The sequence below is a fragment of the Streptomyces hiroshimensis genome (assembly GCF_014650335.1).
Lineage (GTDB): Bacteria > Actinomycetota > Actinomycetes > Streptomycetales > Streptomycetaceae > Streptomyces > Streptomyces hiroshimensis.
The window spans coordinates 327885-346365 of record NZ_BMUT01000003.1; the positions used below are offsets into that span (position 1 = coordinate 327885).

The 18481-nt window shown below is 71.1% G+C and carries 13 protein-coding genes; 5 read left to right on the forward strand and 8 right to left on the reverse strand.

The features are described from left to right. Positions 1 to 3: 3 nt before the first annotated feature. Both IE241_RS09910 and IE241_RS09915 read left to right on the forward strand, forming a co-directional pair. Positions 4 to 453: a hypothetical protein gene (locus tag IE241_RS09910; RefSeq protein ID WP_190021306.1), complete on the forward strand. Its 450-nt coding sequence runs from the start codon at positions 4 to 6 to the stop codon at positions 451 to 453. 72 nt (positions 454 to 525) lie between these two features. Beyond that, positions 526 to 1740: a S1 family peptidase gene (locus IE241_RS09915; protein ID WP_229899099.1), complete on the forward strand. Its 1215-nt coding sequence runs from the start codon at positions 526 to 528 to the stop codon at positions 1738 to 1740. A gap of 85 nt (positions 1741 to 1825) precedes the next feature. On the opposite strand, the gene IE241_RS09920 is transcribed toward IE241_RS09915, so the two are convergent. The 3 genes from IE241_RS09920 to IE241_RS09930 form a co-directional block, all read right to left on the reverse strand. After that, positions 1826 to 2623 (reverse strand): DUF4232 domain-containing protein, encoded by a 798-nt coding sequence (locus IE241_RS09920; protein WP_190021308.1) that lies wholly within the window; start codon positions 2621 to 2623, stop codon positions 1826 to 1828. A gap of 127 nt (positions 2624 to 2750) precedes the next feature. Beyond that, entirely contained in the window at positions 2751 to 5558 is a 2808-nt protein-coding gene (locus tag IE241_RS09925) for an AfsR/SARP family transcriptional regulator (RefSeq protein ID WP_190021309.1), read from the reverse strand. A 66-nt stretch (positions 5559 to 5624) separates the two neighbouring features. Further along, entirely contained in the window at positions 5625 to 8291 is a 2667-nt protein-coding gene (locus IE241_RS09930; RefSeq protein WP_229899034.1) for a SpoIIE family protein phosphatase, read from the reverse strand. Between the two features lie 485 nt (positions 8292 to 8776). Between IE241_RS09930 and IE241_RS09935 the strand changes: the two genes are divergently transcribed. Then, positions 8777 to 9277: a hypothetical protein gene (locus IE241_RS09935; protein ID WP_190021310.1), complete on the forward strand. Its 501-nt coding sequence runs from the start codon at positions 8777 to 8779 to the stop codon at positions 9275 to 9277. A 24-nt stretch (positions 9278 to 9301) separates the two neighbouring features. On the opposite strand, the gene IE241_RS09940 is transcribed toward IE241_RS09935, so the two are convergent. The 5 genes from IE241_RS09940 to IE241_RS09960 all read right to left on the reverse strand — a co-directional run bounded on the left by IE241_RS09940 (position 9302) and on the right by IE241_RS09960 (position 15889). Continuing rightward, complete coding sequence (locus IE241_RS09940) at positions 9302 to 12130, reverse strand: pyridoxal-dependent decarboxylase (RefSeq protein ID WP_190021311.1); 2829 nt, start codon at positions 12128 to 12130, stop codon at positions 9302 to 9304. Beyond that, positions 12118 to 13011, reverse strand: a complete 894-nt coding sequence (locus tag IE241_RS09945; RefSeq protein WP_190021312.1) for a 3-methyl-L-tyrosine peroxygenase-related protein — start codon at positions 13009 to 13011, stop codon at positions 12118 to 12120. Before IE241_RS09945 ends, IE241_RS09940 begins: the two co-directional genes overlap by 13 nt. 11 nt (positions 13012 to 13022) lie before the next feature. Further along, positions 13023 to 14405 carry a pyridoxal phosphate-dependent decarboxylase family protein gene (locus IE241_RS09950; RefSeq protein ID WP_190021313.1) on the reverse strand — a complete coding sequence of 461 codons (1383 nt, stop codon included), beginning with the start codon at positions 14403 to 14405 and terminating at the stop codon, positions 13023 to 13025. A 334-nt stretch (positions 14406 to 14739) separates the two neighbouring features. Beyond that, positions 14740 to 15384: a dihydrofolate reductase family protein gene (locus tag IE241_RS09955; RefSeq protein WP_190021314.1), complete on the reverse strand. Its 645-nt coding sequence runs from the start codon at positions 15382 to 15384 to the stop codon at positions 14740 to 14742. 97 nt (positions 15385 to 15481) lie between these two features. Continuing rightward, positions 15482 to 15889: a hypothetical protein gene (locus IE241_RS09960; RefSeq protein ID WP_190021315.1), complete on the reverse strand. Its 408-nt coding sequence runs from the start codon at positions 15887 to 15889 to the stop codon at positions 15482 to 15484. A gap of 440 nt (positions 15890 to 16329) precedes the next feature. Between IE241_RS09960 and IE241_RS09965 the strand changes: the two genes are divergently transcribed. Together IE241_RS09965 and gap are read left to right on the forward strand one after the other, a co-directional pair. Then, positions 16330 to 17286, forward strand: coding sequence for a GlxA family transcriptional regulator (locus IE241_RS09965; protein WP_190021316.1), 957 nt, complete (start codon positions 16330 to 16332; stop codon positions 17284 to 17286). Between the two features lie 147 nt (positions 17287 to 17433). After that, complete coding sequence (gene gap, locus IE241_RS09970) at positions 17434 to 18432, forward strand: type I glyceraldehyde-3-phosphate dehydrogenase (protein WP_190021317.1); 999 nt, start codon at positions 17434 to 17436, stop codon at positions 18430 to 18432. Positions 18433 to 18481 lie beyond the last annotated feature (49 nt).

Consider the following 18481-nt stretch of genomic DNA (forward strand, 5'->3'; position numbering starts at 1 on the left):
GCCGTGCGCACGCAGACAAAGGCACGGGCGTCCACGGTGTTTACGCTGGCCGCCCTCGCCACATCACTGTTCCTCGCACTGCCGTCGCAAGGAGCCACGGCAGCCGGGATTCCGGCGGCTGCGGGCGTCACACAGATCCAATCGGCCCCCGGCACCTGGGCCGTCGGCGTTCACGTGAAGGAGCTGCAGGTCGTCACGCTCGGATGGGACTACGGCGGCAACTCCGTCGGCAAGTACGACTGGGTGGGACTGTTCTCCTGCGACCCGGAGAAGTGCGGCATCGGCAATTACGTATCGGGAGCCTGGCAGTGGGCGTCCTACGGGACGTCCTTCACCTTCACACGGCCCCTGACCGAATCCCTGGTCGGAATGTACTGGACGGGTTACGTCTCCTACGACTACGCCTCGGGGCAGTACCGGCTGGTGTCCTCGCACGCGAACGTCCTCGCCTGATCCCACGGAACCCGTCCGCGCACCCATGTCGACGATATCGACAAGACAGGAGCGAAACCCAGCGTGAAGCACATGAGAAAGAGATCCGCACTGCTCGCGGCGGCCGCCGTCCTGGCCGTCACCGGCGGCGTCGCGACACAGCTGCCGGCCAGCGCGAGCGCGACGACGGCGGCAGGCGCGCCCCGGTCCATGTCCGCCTACATGTCCGCCGCGGCCTCGGCCTTGGCGGCCGATACCGGCCTGACACCGTCCCAGGCAGCCGGCCGCCTTGCCGCCCAGGACGATCTGTCCAGTAAGGCGCTGGCGTTCCGCAAGCAACACATGGCCGCGACACCAGGCGTATGGATCGATGTCGCCCGCGGGGAGGCCCACGCCAACGTCACCACCAGCGCAGCGGCCCGGGCCGCCCGTCAGGCGGGAGTCGTGCCCCACACCGCCACCTACGCCGCCACCGACCTGAAAAGGGTCAAGGACCAGCTCGATGCGGCGGCACGGGAACTCCCGCCCAACTCCTCCTGGCACGTCGACGACCGCGACAACCGCGTCGTCATCGATCTTCCGAGCGGCACCGATGCCACGAGCATCATGGGGAAGGCAGGCATCGCCAAGGCCGACCGGGAAAAGATCAAAGTCACCACGCACAAGGAAAAGACCAGCCGATACGGCCTGGCCGGTGGTGACGGCCTGCGCATAGGCAAAGCCACATGCTCGGCAGGCATCATGGTCAACTGGAGCGGCACCGATTACCTCGTCACCGCGGGGCACTGCGTGCAGACGGGTGATCGTGTCGAACGCCATGACGGCAGCACGAACCGGCGAGGCGAGAACGTCGGCACCGTGGAGGAACGGCAGTTCCCTTACTCCGACTACGCGTTGGTAAGGGTGAACAGCCCGCGGGAGTGGTTTCCCTCCGGCCATGTGGTCAACAAGTACGACGGCGGCTTCAATTCCTACGACGACTACATCCGCAATCCCAGGCCCGAACTCACGAGCGGGTCCTACGTCTGCACATCCGGAGTCACGTCCGGATGGAAGTGTGGCAAGTTCCAGGAGGACGGGGAAGCCTGGAAGGACTCGGATGGCCACACTACGTACAACCTCATCAAAGCCAAGGTGTCCAACGATGAGGGTGACAGCGGTGGAGCCGCCATCTACGGAACCAAGGCCGTAGGCACCATCGTCGGCGGCCGTATCGGCGGTGAGTACACCTACATACAGCCGCTCTCCACGGTCATCCAGAACCACGGCGGTGACAACTCCATGCGCGTCGTCGACTGGCAGCAGTAGAACCCGCACCCCTCGCGAACGGCTCGTGCCCGCCGCACCGTCATGGTGCGGCGGGCACGACTGGCTTTCCCCCGCCGGGCAGGGCTCAGAAGTCGTAGGGCTTGGCGGTGTTCCAGTTGAGAACGCTCGCCTCGCTCCAGGTGAACTTCGACGGCGTGCCGTCGCTGCCGAAGGAGGTCTGCTCGGCGGCCGGACCGGTGTCGCCCGTGTGGTCGCGCATGGCGATGGAAAAGTCCTCCGAGGTGTGGGTGTTCACGTTGTCGGAGAAGAGGGCCACGGCCGAGTAGACCTTTCCGCCGGGCCGGACCGTGATGCGGGTGTTGCCGCCCGGGGCGTCCTTGCCCGAGTGGGGCAGGACGTTCACGCTGTCGCCGAGCATGACGGACGGGTACGACGTGACCCAGCACGGCTTGGCGTCGGTGTTCTTCGCGGTGATGAGCAGGTGCTCGCCCCGCTCCCCCGGGAAACGGTGCAGCACGGAGTAGGACATCTCCGTGCCGTCGCACTGGCGGACGTCGGGGACTGCCTTGGCGGGGGCTGCCTTGGCGCCGACGGCCTTGACGAGGGCTGCCTTGAGGGTGACGGCCTTCGGGGCACGAACGGTGCTGCTGGGGTACGGCACTGGAACCTCGGTGCTGCTGGGGTACTCAGGAAGCGACTGGCTGACCTTCGGCTCCGGCCGGGGCTTGCCGGGACGCGACTCGCCGGCCTTCGGCTTGGCAGCGGCCTGGAAGGCGGCCATCGAGCGGGGCGCCGCCCCGTCCGTGCCGCCGTCGCCGCCGGTGGCCGCCAGGGCGCCGCCGACGGCGGTCATGGCCAGGGCCAGCGCGGCGGTGGCGGTCGCGGCTGCCGCTGCGGTGGTGCGAGTGCGAGAGGTGCGCATGACGGGGCTCCCTGGGTAAAGACGTGGATCTCGCGGTACGTTCCCGCGACGTGCTCATCCTTGCCGGGCCCGCTGATGTCCCGCTCACGTGCGGCTGTTGTCCCGCTCACGTCGGGCGGCGCACGGGTCACGGACGAGCCGTCAGCCGCCCCAGCGCCGTGTCGTACCGGGCCCGGAACCCCTCGTCCGCCGACACCCGCAGCAGCGCACCGAGCGCCCGTACCGCGCCGTCCTCGTAGCCGGACGACTCCGCCTCCCGGGCCGCCAGGTCGAGCTGCCGGATGCCCTCGGCCTCGTCCCCGAGCCCCAGCAGCGCCTCTCCCCTCGCCATGAGCAGCAGTATCCGGGGCACGTCGACCGTGCCCGGTCGATCGTCGAAGGCGAGGGCCTCGGTCGCCGTGTCGAGGGCCGGGCGCCATTCCCCGGCGTCGACTCGGTGCCGGGCGAGGTGCTGCATGGCCAGCCTCTCGATGGTCCGGTCACCGGCCTCGCGCGCCAGCTCCACCGCCCGCTCGCATCCCTCCGCAGCCTCGTCCGGGCCGCCGAGCGCCGCTTGCGCCACGGCCAGGACGATCAGCGCGTTCGCCTCGGCGACCAGGTCGCCCGCCCGGGAGGCGAGCACGGAGGCGGCCTGCAGGCGAGTCAGCGCCTCCGCGATGCGCCCTTCCTCGATCAGCACCCAGCCGAGCACGTTCAGCACCCGCGACTCGCCGTGCTGATCGGCGTCGGCCCGTGCCGCCTCCAGCCCGGTCTCCAGAAGCGGGACCCAGCCGTCCCGCACGCGCCATACGATCAGCGGCCACAGTGTCAGGACGATCCGCCAGGTCCGGCCGTGCAGTCCGGCGGCGCGCGCCGCGGCCACCGCCAGCGTGAGGTCGTCCCTCTCGGCCGCGTACCAGGCCACGGCGGCGGAGCGGTCGCCGAACTCCCGTACGGCGGCGGGCGGCAGGAAGTCCGCCGGCAGCGGGAAGCACTCCTCGTTGCCGGGCTCGGCCGCCGCCACGGCCGCGAGGGCCGTGGCGATGTAGTGGTCGAGCACGCGCTTGAGCGCATCGGGCCCGGCGTCCAGGCCACGCGCGTAGAGCCGTACGAGATCGTGCAGCGTCCAGCGGCCGGGCGCCGTCTCCGTGACGAGGTGAGCGGCGGCCAGCCGCTCCAGGGCGGTCTCGGCGGCTGCCGGGGCCGTGCCCGCCAGGGCCGCCGCCGCGTACCGGTCGAGGTGCGTGCCGGGGTGGCGGCCGAGATGGGCGAACTGACGGGAGACAGGCCCGGGGAGCTGTTGCAGCGTCAGGCGCAGCGCCGCCCGCACGCCGGTGTCCTCCACGTCCAGCAGGCTCAGGCGGCGCGTTTCGTCGGACAGCTCGGCGGTCATCGCGCCCAGCGACCAGCCGGGCTGCTGCGCCAGCCTGGCTGCGGCCACCCGGAGCGCGAGCGGCAGCCCGCCGCACAGCTCGGCCAGCCGTCGCGCGGCCACCGGCTCCGCGAGCACCCGTTCCGTGCCGAGCGCCCCGGCCAGGAGCTGCGTGCCGTCCTCCGGACCGAGCACGTCCACGGGAACGGGCCGGGCGGCGTCGGTGACGATCAGCCCCGGCAGCCGGTGCCTGCTGGTGACGACGGTGACGCAGCGGGGACCGCCCGGCAGGAGCGGCCTGACCTGCTCGGAGTCACGCGCGTTGTCGAGCACGACGAGGAGCCGGCGGTCGGTGGCGAGCGACCGGAAGAGCGCGGCCGCGCCGTTCGCCGACTCCGGAATCCGGCTCGGCGCGACACCGAGCGCCGGCAGGAACTCGCGCAGCACCTCGATGAGGGCCGGCTCGCCCGTGTCGCCGAAACCGCGCAGATCGGCGTAGAGCAGCCCGTCCGGGAAACCGGCACGGCCGTGGTGTGCCCAGTGCAGCACGAGGGCCGTCTTCCCGACCCCGGCAGGCCCGGTGACCAGACAGACGGGCCCCTCGCCCGCGGCGGCCCGGGACAGGGCGGCGAGCTCCGCCGCCCGCCCATGGAAGCCGCGCGGCACGCGCGGCAGCAGATCGGGCGCACCGGTATGGGGAACGGCAGCCGGTACGGGGGCAGGAGGCGGGGCGGGCGTCGGGGGGGCCGGGCACGGAGCCGGAACCGCGGCGGCGGCCTTCGCCATGTCCCCTGCGGTGGCCTTCGCCACCTCTCCTTCCCTTCCTTCCCCTCCTTCCCTTCCTTCCCCGCCGCACAAGGCCGAGGCGTAGGCGTTCGCCAGTTCCCGGCCCGGGTCCACGCCCAGTTCGTCGGCGAGCAACCGCCGGGTGCGATGGAACCAGTCGAGCGCCTCCGAGCGGCGGCCCGCCCTCTGGAGCGCCCCCATGAGAGCGACGGACAGCGATTCGCGCAGCGGATGGGCGAAGGCCTCGGTCTGCAGGACGGCAGCGGCCCGGGCGTACTCCCCCAACTGTATGTATCCTGCGGCCAGTTGTTCCACCGAAGCCAGCCGGAGCTCCTCCAATGCGTGCGCGGCGGCCCGGATCGGTGGGCTCGGATGGGCGTCGGCCAGCGCGGGACCCCGCCACAGCGACAGGGCCTCCCGGTACATCGCCACGGCCTCGGCGGGGCCGCACCGGCTACGGGCCCGGGCCACCGTTTCCTCGAATCGGTGCGCATCGAGCCGCTCTCGCGGCATCCGCAGGACGTACGTCGCGCCCTGGGTGATCAATTCGACCCCGTACGCTCCGGCGTCGGCACCGTTCAGCAGGGTCCGCAGCCGTGATACATGGCCCTGAATGACGCCGCGGGCGCTCGGCGGCGGCTCTTCTTCCCACAGAGCGGCCGTCAGCTGATCGATCAGCACCGGACAGTTGGGGCGCAGGAGCAGGGCGGCCAGCAGGCTGCGCCGCTTGACGGGGCCGAGCGGCAGCTCACCGGCCTCGGTGACGACCGACACCGCTCCGAGCAACCGGAATTCCATCTGCCCTATGCCTCCCACCAGCACAAAGGGCTCAGGGTATCCGGTGCGGGGCTCGCTGCCGGGGGCTCACTCCGCAGTCGGCAAGGGCTGCTCGGTCCAGATGGTCTTGCCGGTGGGGGTGTAGCGGGTGCCCCACCGCTGGGTGAGCTGGGCGACGATGAACAGGCCCCGGCCCCCCTCGTCGTCGGCGGCGGCGTGGCGCAGGTGCGGCGAGGTGTGGCCGGTGTCGGCGACCTCGCAGACGAGGCTGCGGTCGCGGATCAGCCGGACGTGGACCGGTCCGCCGGAGGCGTAGCGGACGGCGTTGGTGACCAGCTCGCTGACGATCAGCTCGGTCGTGAACGACAGGTCGTCGAGCCCCCACTCGCCCAGCTGCCCACTGGTGACGGACCGGGCCCGCGCGACGCTCGCGGGGTCGGCGTCCAGCTCCCAGACCGCCACCTGGTGCTCGCCGAGCATCCGGGTACGGACCAGGAGCAGGGCCGCGTCGTCGTCCACCGGGCCGGTCAGCAGCTCGGCCACGGTACGGTCGCAGAGCTCCTCCAGGGGGCGCCGGCACTCGGTGAGGACGCCGGTGAGCAGGCCGAGCCCCGTCTCGGTGTCGTGGCCCGGGGCCTGGACGAGACCGTCGGTGAACAGGGCGAGCAGGCTGCCGGCGGGCAGCTGGAGTTCCACACTCTGGAAGGCTGCACCGCCCAGGCCCAGGGGCGGGCCCTCCGGGAGCCCCGGGCGGCTGACGGCACCGCGGGCGGGGTCGACGACGGCGGGCGGCGAGTGGCCCGCGCGCGCCATGCTGCACCGCCCGGACACCGGGTCGTAGACGGCGTACAGGCAGGTGACCCCCAGGGCCTCGTCGCCGCCGGCCCCCGGCGTACCCCCGCCGCGGCCGTGCGCCCGCTCCTCGGCGATGCGCTCCTCGGCGGTCCGTCCGACCACGTCGTCCAGGCGCGCGAGCAGCTCGTCCGGGGCGAGGTCGAGCCGGGCCAGGACGCGTACGCTCGTCCGCAGCCGGCCCATGGTGGCGGCGGCGCGCAGCCCGTGGCCGCGCACGTCCCCGACCACCAGGCCGACCCGGGAGCTCGACAGCGGGATGACGTCGAACCAGTCGCCGCCCACCCCGGAGCGGCTGTCGGCGGGCACGTAGCGGCCGGCCGCCTCGACCCCGGTCAGCGACGGCAGGTGGTGGGGCAGCAGATCGCGTTGCAGTTTGAGGGCGGCGGTGTGTTCCCGCGTGATGACCAGCATCAGGACGACACCGACCAGCAGGGCGCCCAGGCCCACGACGCTCACCCCGCCGGTCCGCCCGAGGAGCGGCAGGTCGAAGGAGGTCGAGCCGTAGTCCGGGGCGGCGTAGACGACGAAGGCGGCGTAGCAGAACAGGCTGAGCATCAGGAGCCCGCCCAGCCCCGGAAGCACCCCCTTGAACAGAAGGTCCCGGGGGCTGCGCGTAAGCAGCCCCCGGTAGCACCAGACGCAGGCGAAGCCGGTGAGGCCGTAGTAGAAGGCGATCGCGAGGCCGACCGCGCTGATGGAGTCGGCCAGTACATCGTGGCTGATCACGGTCAGGAGGACGAGGAAGCCGATGGAGACCAGGCCCATGCCGACGGTCGACCAGGTCGGGGTGAGGAACCTGCGGTGCACCCGGGCGAAGCGCGAGGGGACGGCCTTGTGGGCCGCCATGGAGAAGACGGTGCGGGCCAGCGGCAGGATGGTGGTCTGGGTGGACGCGACCGCCGAGGTCAGCACCGTGAAGATGAGCAGCTTGGTGAGGAACCAGCCGGGGCCCGTAGTGCCGAAGACAGCACCGCCCAGGCCGGAGAGCACGTCCCCGGAGTTGGCCGTGTTGCCCAGACCGGTGCCCTCGGTGCCGATCCCGGCGAACGCCTGCGCCGACGTCGCCACCAGGGCGTAGATGCCCAGCAGGAGCACGGTGGAGACGACCGCCGCGCGTCCGGGGGTGTGCCTGCTGTCGGCGGTCTCCTCGTTGACCGCGACGGCGGTGTCCCAGCCCCAGTAGATGAAGACCGCGGCGAGGAGGCCCGCGGTCAGCTCCTTGGCCGACGGCACATGGAGGGGGTTGAACCAGGAGGCGGAGACGTGGATCGCGGTCGGCGGCCCGTCGGTGTACACCCTGACCAGGGCGGTCACCGCGAACAGGGCCAGCACCGCCACCTCGGCGCACACCAGCCAGCGCTGGAGGGCCGCCGACACCTCGATGCCCACGTAGCAGACCGCGGTCGTCACGGCGATCCAGGTGACCCCCGCGACGGTGGTCCACAGCCGGTCCTCGGCGAGCGAGTCGAACCCCAGCAGCCGGAAGCCGTAGATGCCGGCGATCTCCGCGAGGTTCGCCATGGCGATGACGTCGGCGACGATGATGCCCCAGCCGCCCATCCAGCCGACGCGCGGGCCGAAGGCGCGGGAGGCCCAGGTGAAGGTGGTCCCGCAGTCGGCGTCGCCCGCGTTGAGCTCCCGGTAGGCGTACGCGATCAGCAGCATCGGGACGAAGGCCAGCATCGTCACGATCGGCGCCTGAAGACCGACCCCCGCGACGATCAGGCCGAGCGTCGCCGCCAGGCTGTACGCCGGAGCGGTGGAGGACAGGCCCATGGCAACCGAGGAGAACAGTCCCAGGGCGCCGGCCTTGAGCCCCTTCTCGCCCGCGCCGGGGCCAGGCGCGAGCGGCGCAGCGGACTCGACCGGACCACCGAAGAGCTTCACCCCTGCATTCATCTCCGCATCGCGCCTGGAGAGCTCGCGCCCCCGAGAGGACTCATGATCACCATTTTCCCCGTGGTCGATCAGGTCCGCCAGACGATGACGCGCCGGGGCAGGTGCGAGTCGCCGCACCGGGGGAGACTTTTCGCGGCCGTCCGGGTGAGGACCGCGGGAGAGGGTTTGCCTGTGGAGACCACCGCCTACCACCACGCGCAGCTCCTGGCTGCTGCCGAGCAGCGCGTCCTGCTGGAGGAGATCACTCCCTGTAGTGCACGTCCTCGGTGATGGGGACGAACGAAGGACACGGCGTGCGGGTGATCTCTCGCGCCGCTTGTGCGCGGACGCTGCGTCAGCTTCGCCCCTCGTCGCCGATCGCCCCTCGGGAGCAGGCCGGGAGCTGCAGAATTCTGCCGTCGTCAGTGGCCGGTCGCGATCGGGAGCGGGACGGGGAGTGGATGGGCATGGGGTATCGGTGGGGCAGGGCGTGGGGGTGCGCGGGCATGGCCGTGGCCGTGGTTCTGGTGGCGGCGGGTCCGGTGGCGCTTCCCGCATCCGCGCATTCCGGGGAGAGAGCGGACGCCGTCCTCAACTGTGCGGGAAGCAACTCCATCGCGTTCTCACCGGGATTGACTTTCTCGGCGAAGCCCACACGGATCACGGGCCACGGTGACTACCGCTGCGTATCGACGGATCCTTCGGTGACGGCGGCGAAGTCCGTGATCAAGGGTGGAGGGGAGAACAGCTGCCTGTTGTCCCATTCGGTCACGGAGGAGCGGATCACGTGGAACACCGGGGAGCAGAGCACGGTGGTGTACGACGTGGGGGTCGTGCCGCAGCCCGCCGGTGAGGCCGTGGTGCTAGTCGCGGGCAAGGTGACGTCCGGCAGGTTCACGGGCAGGAGGGTGGCCTCTCCCGGCGTTCAGCTCACGGTCGATCCGTTGAAGTGCGGAAGCGGCGGGGTGAGGCTGATCGAGGGGCCGTCAGCGCTGGTGTTCTCCTGACCACGGCAGGGCGGCGGTTCCTCGTCAGGACTTACGGCCCTGCTGAGCGACCAGTTCCAGGACGGCCGCCACGTCCGCACGGGTGCTGGTGGGGTTGATGGTGCACATCCGCAGGACGGTGGCACCGTGCACTCGGGTCGTCAGGATCAGGGCCTGACCGTCCGCGCAGATGTCGCGGCTGACGCGTTCCTGGGCGGAGTCGGCGTCCCAGTCGGCCGGCGCGTCGGCCGGGTGGTAGCGAAAGGTGAGGATGGCGAGGCTGGGCGCGGTGACCAGCCTCAGATCGGGGTGGGCGGCGATGAGCGCGGCAGCGTGTTCGGCCAGGTCCATGCCGTGCTCGATGGCCTGCCGGAACGCCTGGGCGCCGAAGGTCTTGAGCGAGAGCCACAGCTTCAGGGCCCGCAGGCCGCGGCTCTGCTGGGGCCCGTAGTCGGAGAGGTTGACCTGATCGCCTCGGGATTCGGTCGGCTCGAGGTAACCGGTGTCCAGGGCGTGGCGTCCCAGTGCGAAGGTGGCGGGCAGCAGCTCGGGGCGGCGGAGCAGGACGCAGCCGGTCTCGTAGGGCTGGAAGAGCCACTTGTGCGGGTCGATGGTGAGGGAGTCGGCCCGCCGCAGGGCGCTGCGCAGATGCCGGCCGCGGGGGGTGGCGGCGGCCGCAGCGCCGTGGGCGCCGTCTACGTGGAGCCACAGCCCCTCCTGCTCGCACAGGTCGGCGAGGTCGTCGAGGGGGTCGATGGCGCCGGTCCCCGTGGTGCCGAGGGTGGCGACCACGGCGAAGGGGCGCAGGCCCTCGTCCCGGTCCCGGGTGATCCGCCCCGCGACGGCCGGGGCGTCCAGACGCAGGCCCTCATCGGCGGGGACGGCGGAGAGCCGGCCGCGGGTGAGACCCAGCAGGTGCGCCGCGCGCGGGACGGACGGGTGGGCCTGGGTGGAGCAGTACAGACGGGCCCGGTCGCAGTCGTCGCCCAGGTGGTGGTCGCGGGCGACGGCCAGAGCGGTGAGATTGGCCAGGGATCCGCCGCTGACAAGCAGGCCGCCGTGGCCGTCGGGCAGGCCGAGCAGTGCCTTGAGCCAGCCGAGAGTGGTGAGTTCGAGCTGGGTGGGCCCGGCGCCGACGAGCCAGGCCCCGGGGACCGAGAGGTGGGCGGCGGCGAGGGCGTCGGCCAGTACGGCCGGGAAGTTGCCGGTCGAGGGGACGAAGGCGAAGCAGCGCGGGTGATCCAGGCGGGTCGCCTCGCCGAGTGCCTGGTGGGTGACATGGTCGAGAAGAGCGGGCAGGTCCGAGGTGCCGTGCTCGGGAAGGGCCTCGTCCAGGGTGGCCCGGAGGGTGTCGGGTGAGGGCACGTGGAGGGGCGGCCGGTCACCGGCCGTGGTGAGCCGGTTGATGATCAGTTCGATGGTGTGGTGGCCGGCTTCGCGCATCCGTTGGTCGTCCAACCGCAGGGGCGGCAGTCCGGCTGCCGGTGGCGCGGCTGCTGATGGCGCCTGCGGCTGGCCCTGGGCAGGGAGGCCGGGAAGACTTTCGGTGCCGATCCGGGACCGCTGGAGGAACGCGGCGATCCACGCCATCGCGTCCGGGAACGGGTGCGGGCGTGGTTCGAGGGCCGCAACGGGCCGGCCGAACTGAACGAGCGCCAGCTCTTGACCGGCACTGACGGGTCCGGGGTGGGCGATGCGCCACCACAGGGCTTCGTCGTCGCCGATGCCGGCACCGGCGGGGAGAGGGCCGGTCACCCCGTGGCCGGCTCTCCGGTAGCGCCCCGGGGAGGCGAGGTCGAGCACGGTGCTCTCCCTGGCGCTGTGCACCACGAGCTGGCTGGGGTGCGGGCCCGGAGGGAGGCCCCGTGCCACCGGATCGGGAAGGGCCGGGAGCAGGAAGGACAGGATGTGCAGCCCCAGGGTCGGCAGGAGTCCAGCGCTGCGCTCGACGGCCTGGACGAGGGAGACGACGGTCTGGAAGCGGGGATTGACCTCGACGGCCATCAGCCGGCCGGCGTCTTCGACGAGGTCCAGGCCGAAGACGCCGCGGAAGCCGCGTCCGCGGAGCACCTCGCCCACGCGGTGGGCGGCCTCGCGGGCCTGTCCGTACAGGCCCGCGGGCAGATCGTCGGGGTGTACGAGCTGGTTGCCGCAGTGGGTGCCCCAGCCAGCGGCCAGTTCCGGAAGGCCTACCAGCTGGTGGGAGACCGCCGAGACAACGGTGCGGTCCGGCCCTGCGCAGGCGGTGACGGTCAAGGAGATTCCGGGAGCGTAACGACTGAGCTTGACCGGCTCGTCCGGCCAGGTGTCCAGGCAGGACCGGAGGCTCGATGGGGAGTCGACGAGGACGGTCCCGTGGCCGATGAGGTTGTTCTCTCTCCGTTGGGCCACCGCCTGCGGCCAGCGGTCGTTCCAGTACGTTTCGGCGGGTGCCCGATCCGTTGCGGGGACGACCCGTGACGGCGGCGTGGGTACGCCCGCCAGCGCGAACAGCTTGACGGCATGGATCTTGTCCGCGGCCCAGGCCGTGACACCGGGGTCCGGGGCGAGCAGTCGGTATCCGTACGTGCGCGCCCAGGTGCGGGCGTTGGCGCCGTGTTCGGGGGCGAAGGACACACACAGCCGGCGCCGGTCGGAGGGGGGCGGCCGATGACCGGGCGGGGGAACGGGCAGCGGCTGGAACGCGGAGACCGGCTCATGTCTCAGCCAGGCCGGTGCCGGCTGGAACGACGCGCTCAGGAAAGGACAGTGGTCCAGCCACACGACCTCGCCGACCGACTCGGCCAGCAGACGCAGTCCCGCCTGCCCGTCGATACCCTCGATGTCCCCGGCGGCCCGGGAAACGTCGCTCCGGAACTCGGTCAGCTGTCGCACAGCGGTTCCTCCCGGGGAGAGCTCTGCGCGAGATGGTGCCTCAGCAGTGAGGTGCCGGAGGGCACGCAGCGCTCGCAGATCTTGACGTGGCTGCTGTGATTTCGGCTTTGGGCTGCGTCGAGGGAGAGAGCCGCGTGGCGGATCTCGTCGACGGGGCCGGTCCCCTGCGGCAGGTCTTTCACTGCCCGCCTGAGACGGTGCATGCCGATCGTCATCGCGCGGTGTTCCCGGTTGAAGACGCCCGAGAACCCGGGCCCGACGAAGGGAGGCTGCATGCTCGGACGGATCTCGTCCTGGTAGGCGGCGGGCGGGAAGTCCGAGGCATAGGCCATGGCGGCGGTGGCCGCGTCGTACAACACCCGTAATTGCTCCATGCCTCGGACCAAAGAAGGCCACCGGGTGCCTTGCGCGGCGTCCAGCGTCTCGTCCAGGACGGTGTTCATGGTGGCCAGCAGCACATGAAGGAGCTGATGGCCGAGTTTCCAGCGGCGCAGTGCGCCGCCCTGCTCCTCCCCCGGCTGCCCGGGCCACGGACGGGTCCCCGTGAACGGCTCGTGCCGGTCCGGGACCGGCCCTGGAGCGGCACGCAGCCAGGATGTGAGCGTTGCGGAGGACGTGTGCAGCAGCCCGGTGAGGATGTCGGCCCGTTGACCGTCGTCAAGGCTCGACGAGTGCGTAAGGTCGGCGAGGACTTCCTCCTGGAGGTCCAGGCAGCTCCTGGTCCACGCGCCCAGGTCCGGTGGAGTCCTGAGGATGTGGAAATACCGGTCGTACTCGGCTGTCGCGCCGCTGTCAGGCTGTGACCGTGACCGGGGAATCCGCGAGTCCTCGGGGAGAACCGCAGCTGTCGTGGACGGGCGTACATGGGGTTCGGTACTCATCGCCCATTCCTTCATGCGTGTCGGATCGATGCTCGTGCCAGGTTCTCCACGCGGGAGTGCAACCGCTCCAGGTAGAGCTCGCTCTCCGGTTTCATCAGCACACTGCGCAGGATGTGGGTGTGATCGCGGTCCGCGGTGACTTCCGTGTGACGGGCGGTGAAGTCGGCGGCTCCGATGCGGGCGACGCTGAGGAAGACGGGGTCTTCCTTGGCGGTCATGCCCCGCTGCATCACATCGTTGCTGGCCACGCCGATCCGGGACAGCACGGCGGGTGCGGTACGCGGGTGGTAGGTGACGATGTCGAGCTCGGGCGGCTGGTACAGCTCCAGCACGGGCGATTCGTCGATCAGCTCCGCCCAGCGCAGTGCGGCCCGGCGCCCGGCCGCGAGGACGGCGCCGAGCCCCTGGCGTGTCAGTGGCAGCAGCTTGAGAGTCAGCCACAGGGCGGCCGCGGAGGCACCGGAACGGGAACACTCCAGACTGATTTCCCCGAGGTGCGGCCGCTGGGACGTGAAGTAGGTGTACGGGGAGTCGTGCTGGTAGAAACGGGCGACAGCCGGGTCGCTGAAAAGCACCGCCCCACAGCCGTACGGCTGCAAGCCGTGCTTGTGCGGGTCGATCACCACCGAATCGCAGTGGGCGATGGCCCGCCAGGGATCCCCTGCCACCAAGGCACCCCGGTGTCCCTCGTCGGCGAGGAGCGTGAAGAAACCACCGTAAGCGGCGTCTACATGGACGCGCACACCATGCCGTCGGGCCAACGGCACGATCAGGTGCAGGGGATCGACGGCTCCCAGCGCCGTGGTTCCCGTGGTGGCGACGACCGTTCCGATGTCCCCGGTGGCCAGCAGATGCCCCAACGCGCCTGAATCCATGCGCCCGTAGACGTCAACCGGCACCGTGTGCACCCGCATGCCGAGCAGGTGGCTCATCCGGGCATGGGTGTAGTGAGCTTCGGCGCTGACGGCGATGCCCCGGCCGGGATGACTCTCACGGGCGACGAACAGGGCCTCCAGGTTCGCCAGGGTGCCACCGCTGGTGAGATGCCCCAAGTGCGTCCGCATGCCGAACATGGCCGCGAGCTGCTCGACCACCTCCTCCTCCATGACCGAGGTGGCCGGACCGCCGTCCAGCGCATGGTTGTTGGAGTTGACGAGCATGGCGGCCAGATAGCCCACGACAGCGACAGGGTGCGGCGGCTTGAGCATCTGCCCGGCGTAGCAAGGGTGGAAGAACGGATAGCTGCCGCGCAGACGAACGCTCAACTCTGCGACCGCCGAGGCGCAGGCACCCTCGTCCACCGCCATGGCGGGATGGGCCGCGAACTCCTCATACTCCCGAGTCCATGCATGAAATGCCCCCACGGCCTGCCCGAGCCAACGCTGCAGCTCCATCCCCACCCCCAAGCCCCCCGGCCGTCCCCAGGCCAGGCCAAGCGACCCTAGCCCAAGCAAAACGCCCAAGCTGGCGATCATTGGGGCAAGTACCTGAATAGGTTGAAAGTTGGCGTCGTGGGGTTGCTCTGGAGCCGCTCGGCCATCCATGCGGGCGGTCCGCGCATGGCGCCGTCTACAGCAAGGCCGTGGGCGCGCCTTCACCGATCCGTCCGGGTGCCTCCATCCCGGCCGGCGGAACCTTCGCAGCCGGCTCGGGACACAGCGTCCGCGTTTGACGGCGTCCGACGAGAGCGAGGTTGCAGAGCCGGGCCACGCCGAGCGCAGCTTGGCCTCAGCCGTCGCTTCCGGCACCGCGATCAGGTGCGCTCATGTCCCCCGTCGCGGGCGTGCCGTCGGCGAGCCCGTAGCGCAGGTACACGGTGCCCTTCGGGCCGGCTGCCGGGGGTGCGAGGAGCGTGACGTTGGTGGGCACTGCGCCGTTGTCGAACACCCTCTTCCCGACGCCGAGCACGATGGGGTGCAGCCAGAGGTCGAGACGGTCGAAGAGCTTCTCGCGCAGGAGGGTCTGCACGAAGTTCAGGCTCCCGACGACCTTCACGTGCTCGTGCCGGTCACGGATTTCGCGCACCGCGCCGGCGAGGTCCGGGCCGAGCTGCGTGGACCCGGCCCACGAGAGGTCGGGCCGGCCGCGAGAGGCCACGTACTTCGGGACGCGGTTGAAGAGCGTGGCGATCTCGTTGTCCTGGCCGCCCTCCTGGTGAGGCCAGTAGGCGGCGAAGATGTCGTACGTCCGCCGGCCGAGCAGGAGGGCGTCCGTGCCTTCGTACGCGGCACCGATCTGCGCCCCGGCGACCTCGTCCAGCAGGGGCGCCTGCCAGCCGCCGAACGGGAACCCCACCGGGTCCTCGTCGGGGCCGCCGGGCGCCTGCCCGACGAGGTCGAGGGTCGCGAACAACTCGATGTGGATGAGGCCCATGGCTTACTCCCGATACGTCGGTTATCTCCCGTCAAGAGATTAGACCGGTGGTGCCCGCAGGCTCATCTCCGACTGCCCGTGTGTTCGCGGCCGTTCCTCAAGGCCGCTCGGAACGCGGCCAACCGAGCGCTCCCATGGCGGGGTCCCGCCAGAGCGCTTCCAGGTCGGACGCCGAGGGGTCGGCCGGGGTCGACAGCGTGACGGTCTGGCTGTCGTAGCTGAAGCTGACTCCGGCGTCCGGGTAGACGCTCGCCGGCCACCCGAGCCCGTGCTGGACCTCCGCGACGGCCCTCGCCCGCTCGGTAGGAGTGGGGACCACGGTGGTGCAGCCGGGCATGCCCCAGCGCTCGCCGGCCCTCGGCCGGTCGGTCTTGGCGGCGACGAATCTCTCCGACTGCCGCAGACGGAGAGCTTCGAGCCCGAGACGCTCGATGTCCTTGAGCCCTTTCTTGCCGTCCTCGAAATCCGACGCCTTCGGTACGGCCGTTGGCGATTCGTGGTCCACATCGGAGACGATGCTGAGCCGTCCGTATCGGTGGATCGTCCGCCCGGGCACCTTCTCCCCGTTCGGCTGTCGCGGGGCTGACGGCTGCTCGGCCGGCCGTGGTTCGCCTGAAACCGGCTCGTCACGCCGAACCACGCTCACCGGGTGCCACGTTCAGGGAAGCGACCGATACATGTCTCAGCTGATCGCCTGATCGCCGAACGGGAGACGGATCCCCGCGCGTTGCGATGAGCGCGCACTGTGCGGTGGGACCGCCGTGACATGTTCGCTGTCGCTCTTCGGACGATCCCGGCCGGGCGCAGCCGTGGGACATCTGTCGGCAGGAGTCGCGACTCGGTACGCGGGAGGCGCCGCGCGGTACGGACCACGCACGTGCCAGGCCGAACTCACAGGCCACCCTCACGGCACCAGCCACTCGCACACCACGTAGGCTCATTCCCGTGCCGGCCTCCCCCTCGCATCGCGTTGCCGTCCTTGTGCTCGAGGGTGCGAAGCCGCTCGATGTCGGAATTCCCGCGCAGGTTTTCACGACGCGCGCGAGCATGCCGTACGAGGTGCGGGTGTGCGGGGCGGCGCCCGGTCTCGTGACCGGCGGCGATGGCCTCGCGTACTGCGTCGCCCACGGCCTGGAGGCGCTTGCGTGGGCCGACATCGTCTTCGTCCCCGGCTACCGGTTCCCGGACCGCGACGACCCACCGCAGGACGTCGTCGACGCACTGATCGCCGCCTACGACCGGGGCGCGCGGCTCGCCGCCATCTCGACGGGCGCCTTCGCGCTCGCCGCCACGGGCTTGCTCGACGGCAGGCGCGCCACGACGCACTGGCACTACACGCGGGCACTCATGGCCAGGCATCCGCTTGTCCGGGTCGATGAGAACGTGCTGTTCGTCGACGAGGGCAGCGTGCTCACCTCGGCCGGCGCCGCCTCCGGCATCGACCTGTGCCTGCACATCCTGCGCGGCGACCTGGGAGTGGCCGCGTCCAACCACGCGGCCCGCCGCCTGGTCGCCGCCCCCTACCGCAGCGGCGGCCAGGCCCAGTACGTGCCACGCAGCGTCCCCGAGCCGCTCGGGGAGCGGTTCGCCGCCACCCGCGAGTGGGCGCTGCACCGGCTCGGCGAGCCCCTCACCCTCGACATACTGGCGCGGCAGGCGGGGGTCTCGCCGCGCACGTTCTCCCGGCGTTTCGTCGAGGAGACCGGCTACACGCCGCTGCAGTGGGTGATGCGCGCCCGCATCGACCTGGCCCGCGAACTGCTCGAGCGCTCGCAGCGCAGCGTCGAACAGATCGCCACCGACGTCGGGCTCGGCACCGGCGCGAACCTGCGCCTGCACTTCCAGCGCATCCTCGGCACCACACCGAGCGAATACCGGCGCACCTTCACCAGCGGCGAATAACCCGCCCGGCACTGCCCTTCACCCGGGGCGAGTAACCCGCCCGGCACCGCGTGGCGGGATCCTTTTGAACCGTGGCGATCCCGCCACTGTCAGCGGCGCCGGCCGCGGGCGACCCTGGTGGCGAAGGAAAAGGAAAGGACATCACTCATGACTCGCATCGCCATCAACGGATTCGGCCGCATCGGACGCAATGTGCTGCGCGCACTGCTGGAGCGCGACAGCGCCCTCGAGATCGTCGCCGTCAACGACCTCACCGAGCCCGCCACTCTCGCCCGGCTGCTCGCCTACGACAGCACGGCCGGCCGGCTCGGGCGCCCGGTGACCGTCGACGGGGACGCCCTCGTCGTCGACGGCCGCCGGATCACGGTGCTGGCCGAGCGCGAACCGGCGCAGCTGCCGTGGGCCGAACTCGGCGTCGACATCGTCCTGGAAGCCACCGGCCGCTTCACCTCCGCCAAGGCCGCCCGCGCCCACCTCGACGCGGGCGCGAAGAAGGTACTCGTCAGCGCGCCGTCGGACGGCGCCGACGTCACGCTCGCGTTCGGGGTCAACACCGACGCCTACGACCCGGCCGCGCACACGATCGTCTCGAACGCCTCCTGCACCACCAACGCGCTCGCGCCGCTGGCCGCCGTCCTCGACGAACTCGCCGGTATCGAACACGGGTTCATGACGACGGTGCACGCCTACACGCAGGAGCAGAACCTGCAGGACGGTCCGCACCGCGACGCCCGCCGCGCCCGGGCCGCCGGCGTCAACATCGTGCCGACCACGACCGGCGCCGCCAAGGCGATCGGCCTGGTCCTGCCGAACCTCGACGGCAAGCTGTCGGGCGACTCGATCCGCGTACCGGTGCCGGTGGGCTCGATCGTCGAACTCAACACGACCGTCGCCCGCGACGTGACACGCGACGACGTGCTGGCGGCCTACCACGCCGCAGCGCAGGGGCCGCTCGCAGGCATCCTCGAGTACTCGGACGACCCGCTCGTATCGTCCGACATCACCGGCAACCCCGCCTCGGCGATCTTCGACTCGGCCCTCACCCGCATCGACGGCCGCCACGTCAAGGTGGTCGCCTGGTACGACAACGAGTGGGGCTTCTCGAACCGCGCGATCGACACGCTCGAACTCCTCGCCACCCGCTGACCGTGGGGCGATCGAGGGCGTCCACGAGGGTGCAGTCGCCGGCCTCGGC

Coding starts and splice junctions, on each gene's coding strand:
- IE241_RS09915 (WP_229899099.1), top strand. CDS start 526: ATGAGAAAGAGATCCGCACTGCTCGCGGCGGCCGCCGTCCTGGCCGTC.
- IE241_RS09920 (WP_190021308.1), bottom strand. CDS start 2,623: ATGCGCACCTCTCGCACTCGCACCACCGCAGCGGCAGCCGCGACCGCC.
- IE241_RS09925 (WP_190021309.1), bottom strand. CDS start 5,558: ATGGAATTCCGGTTGCTCGGAGCGGTGTCGGTCGTCACCGAGGCCGGT.
- IE241_RS09930 (WP_229899034.1), bottom strand. CDS start 8,291: ATGAATGCAGGGGTGAAGCTCTTCGGTGGTCCGGTCGAGTCCGCTGCG.
- IE241_RS09935 (WP_190021310.1), top strand. CDS start 8,777: ATGGCCGTGGCCGTGGTTCTGGTGGCGGCGGGTCCGGTGGCGCTTCCC.
- IE241_RS09945 (WP_190021312.1), bottom strand. CDS start 13,011: ATGAGTACCGAACCCCATGTACGCCCGTCCACGACAGCTGCGGTTCTC.
- IE241_RS09950 (WP_190021313.1), bottom strand. CDS start 14,405: ATGGAGCTGCAGCGTTGGCTCGGGCAGGCCGTGGGGGCATTTCATGCA.
- IE241_RS09955 (WP_190021314.1), bottom strand. CDS start 15,384: ATGGGCCTCATCCACATCGAGTTGTTCGCGACCCTCGACCTCGTCGGG.
- gap (WP_190021317.1), top strand. CDS start 17,434: ATGACTCGCATCGCCATCAACGGATTCGGCCGCATCGGACGCAATGTG.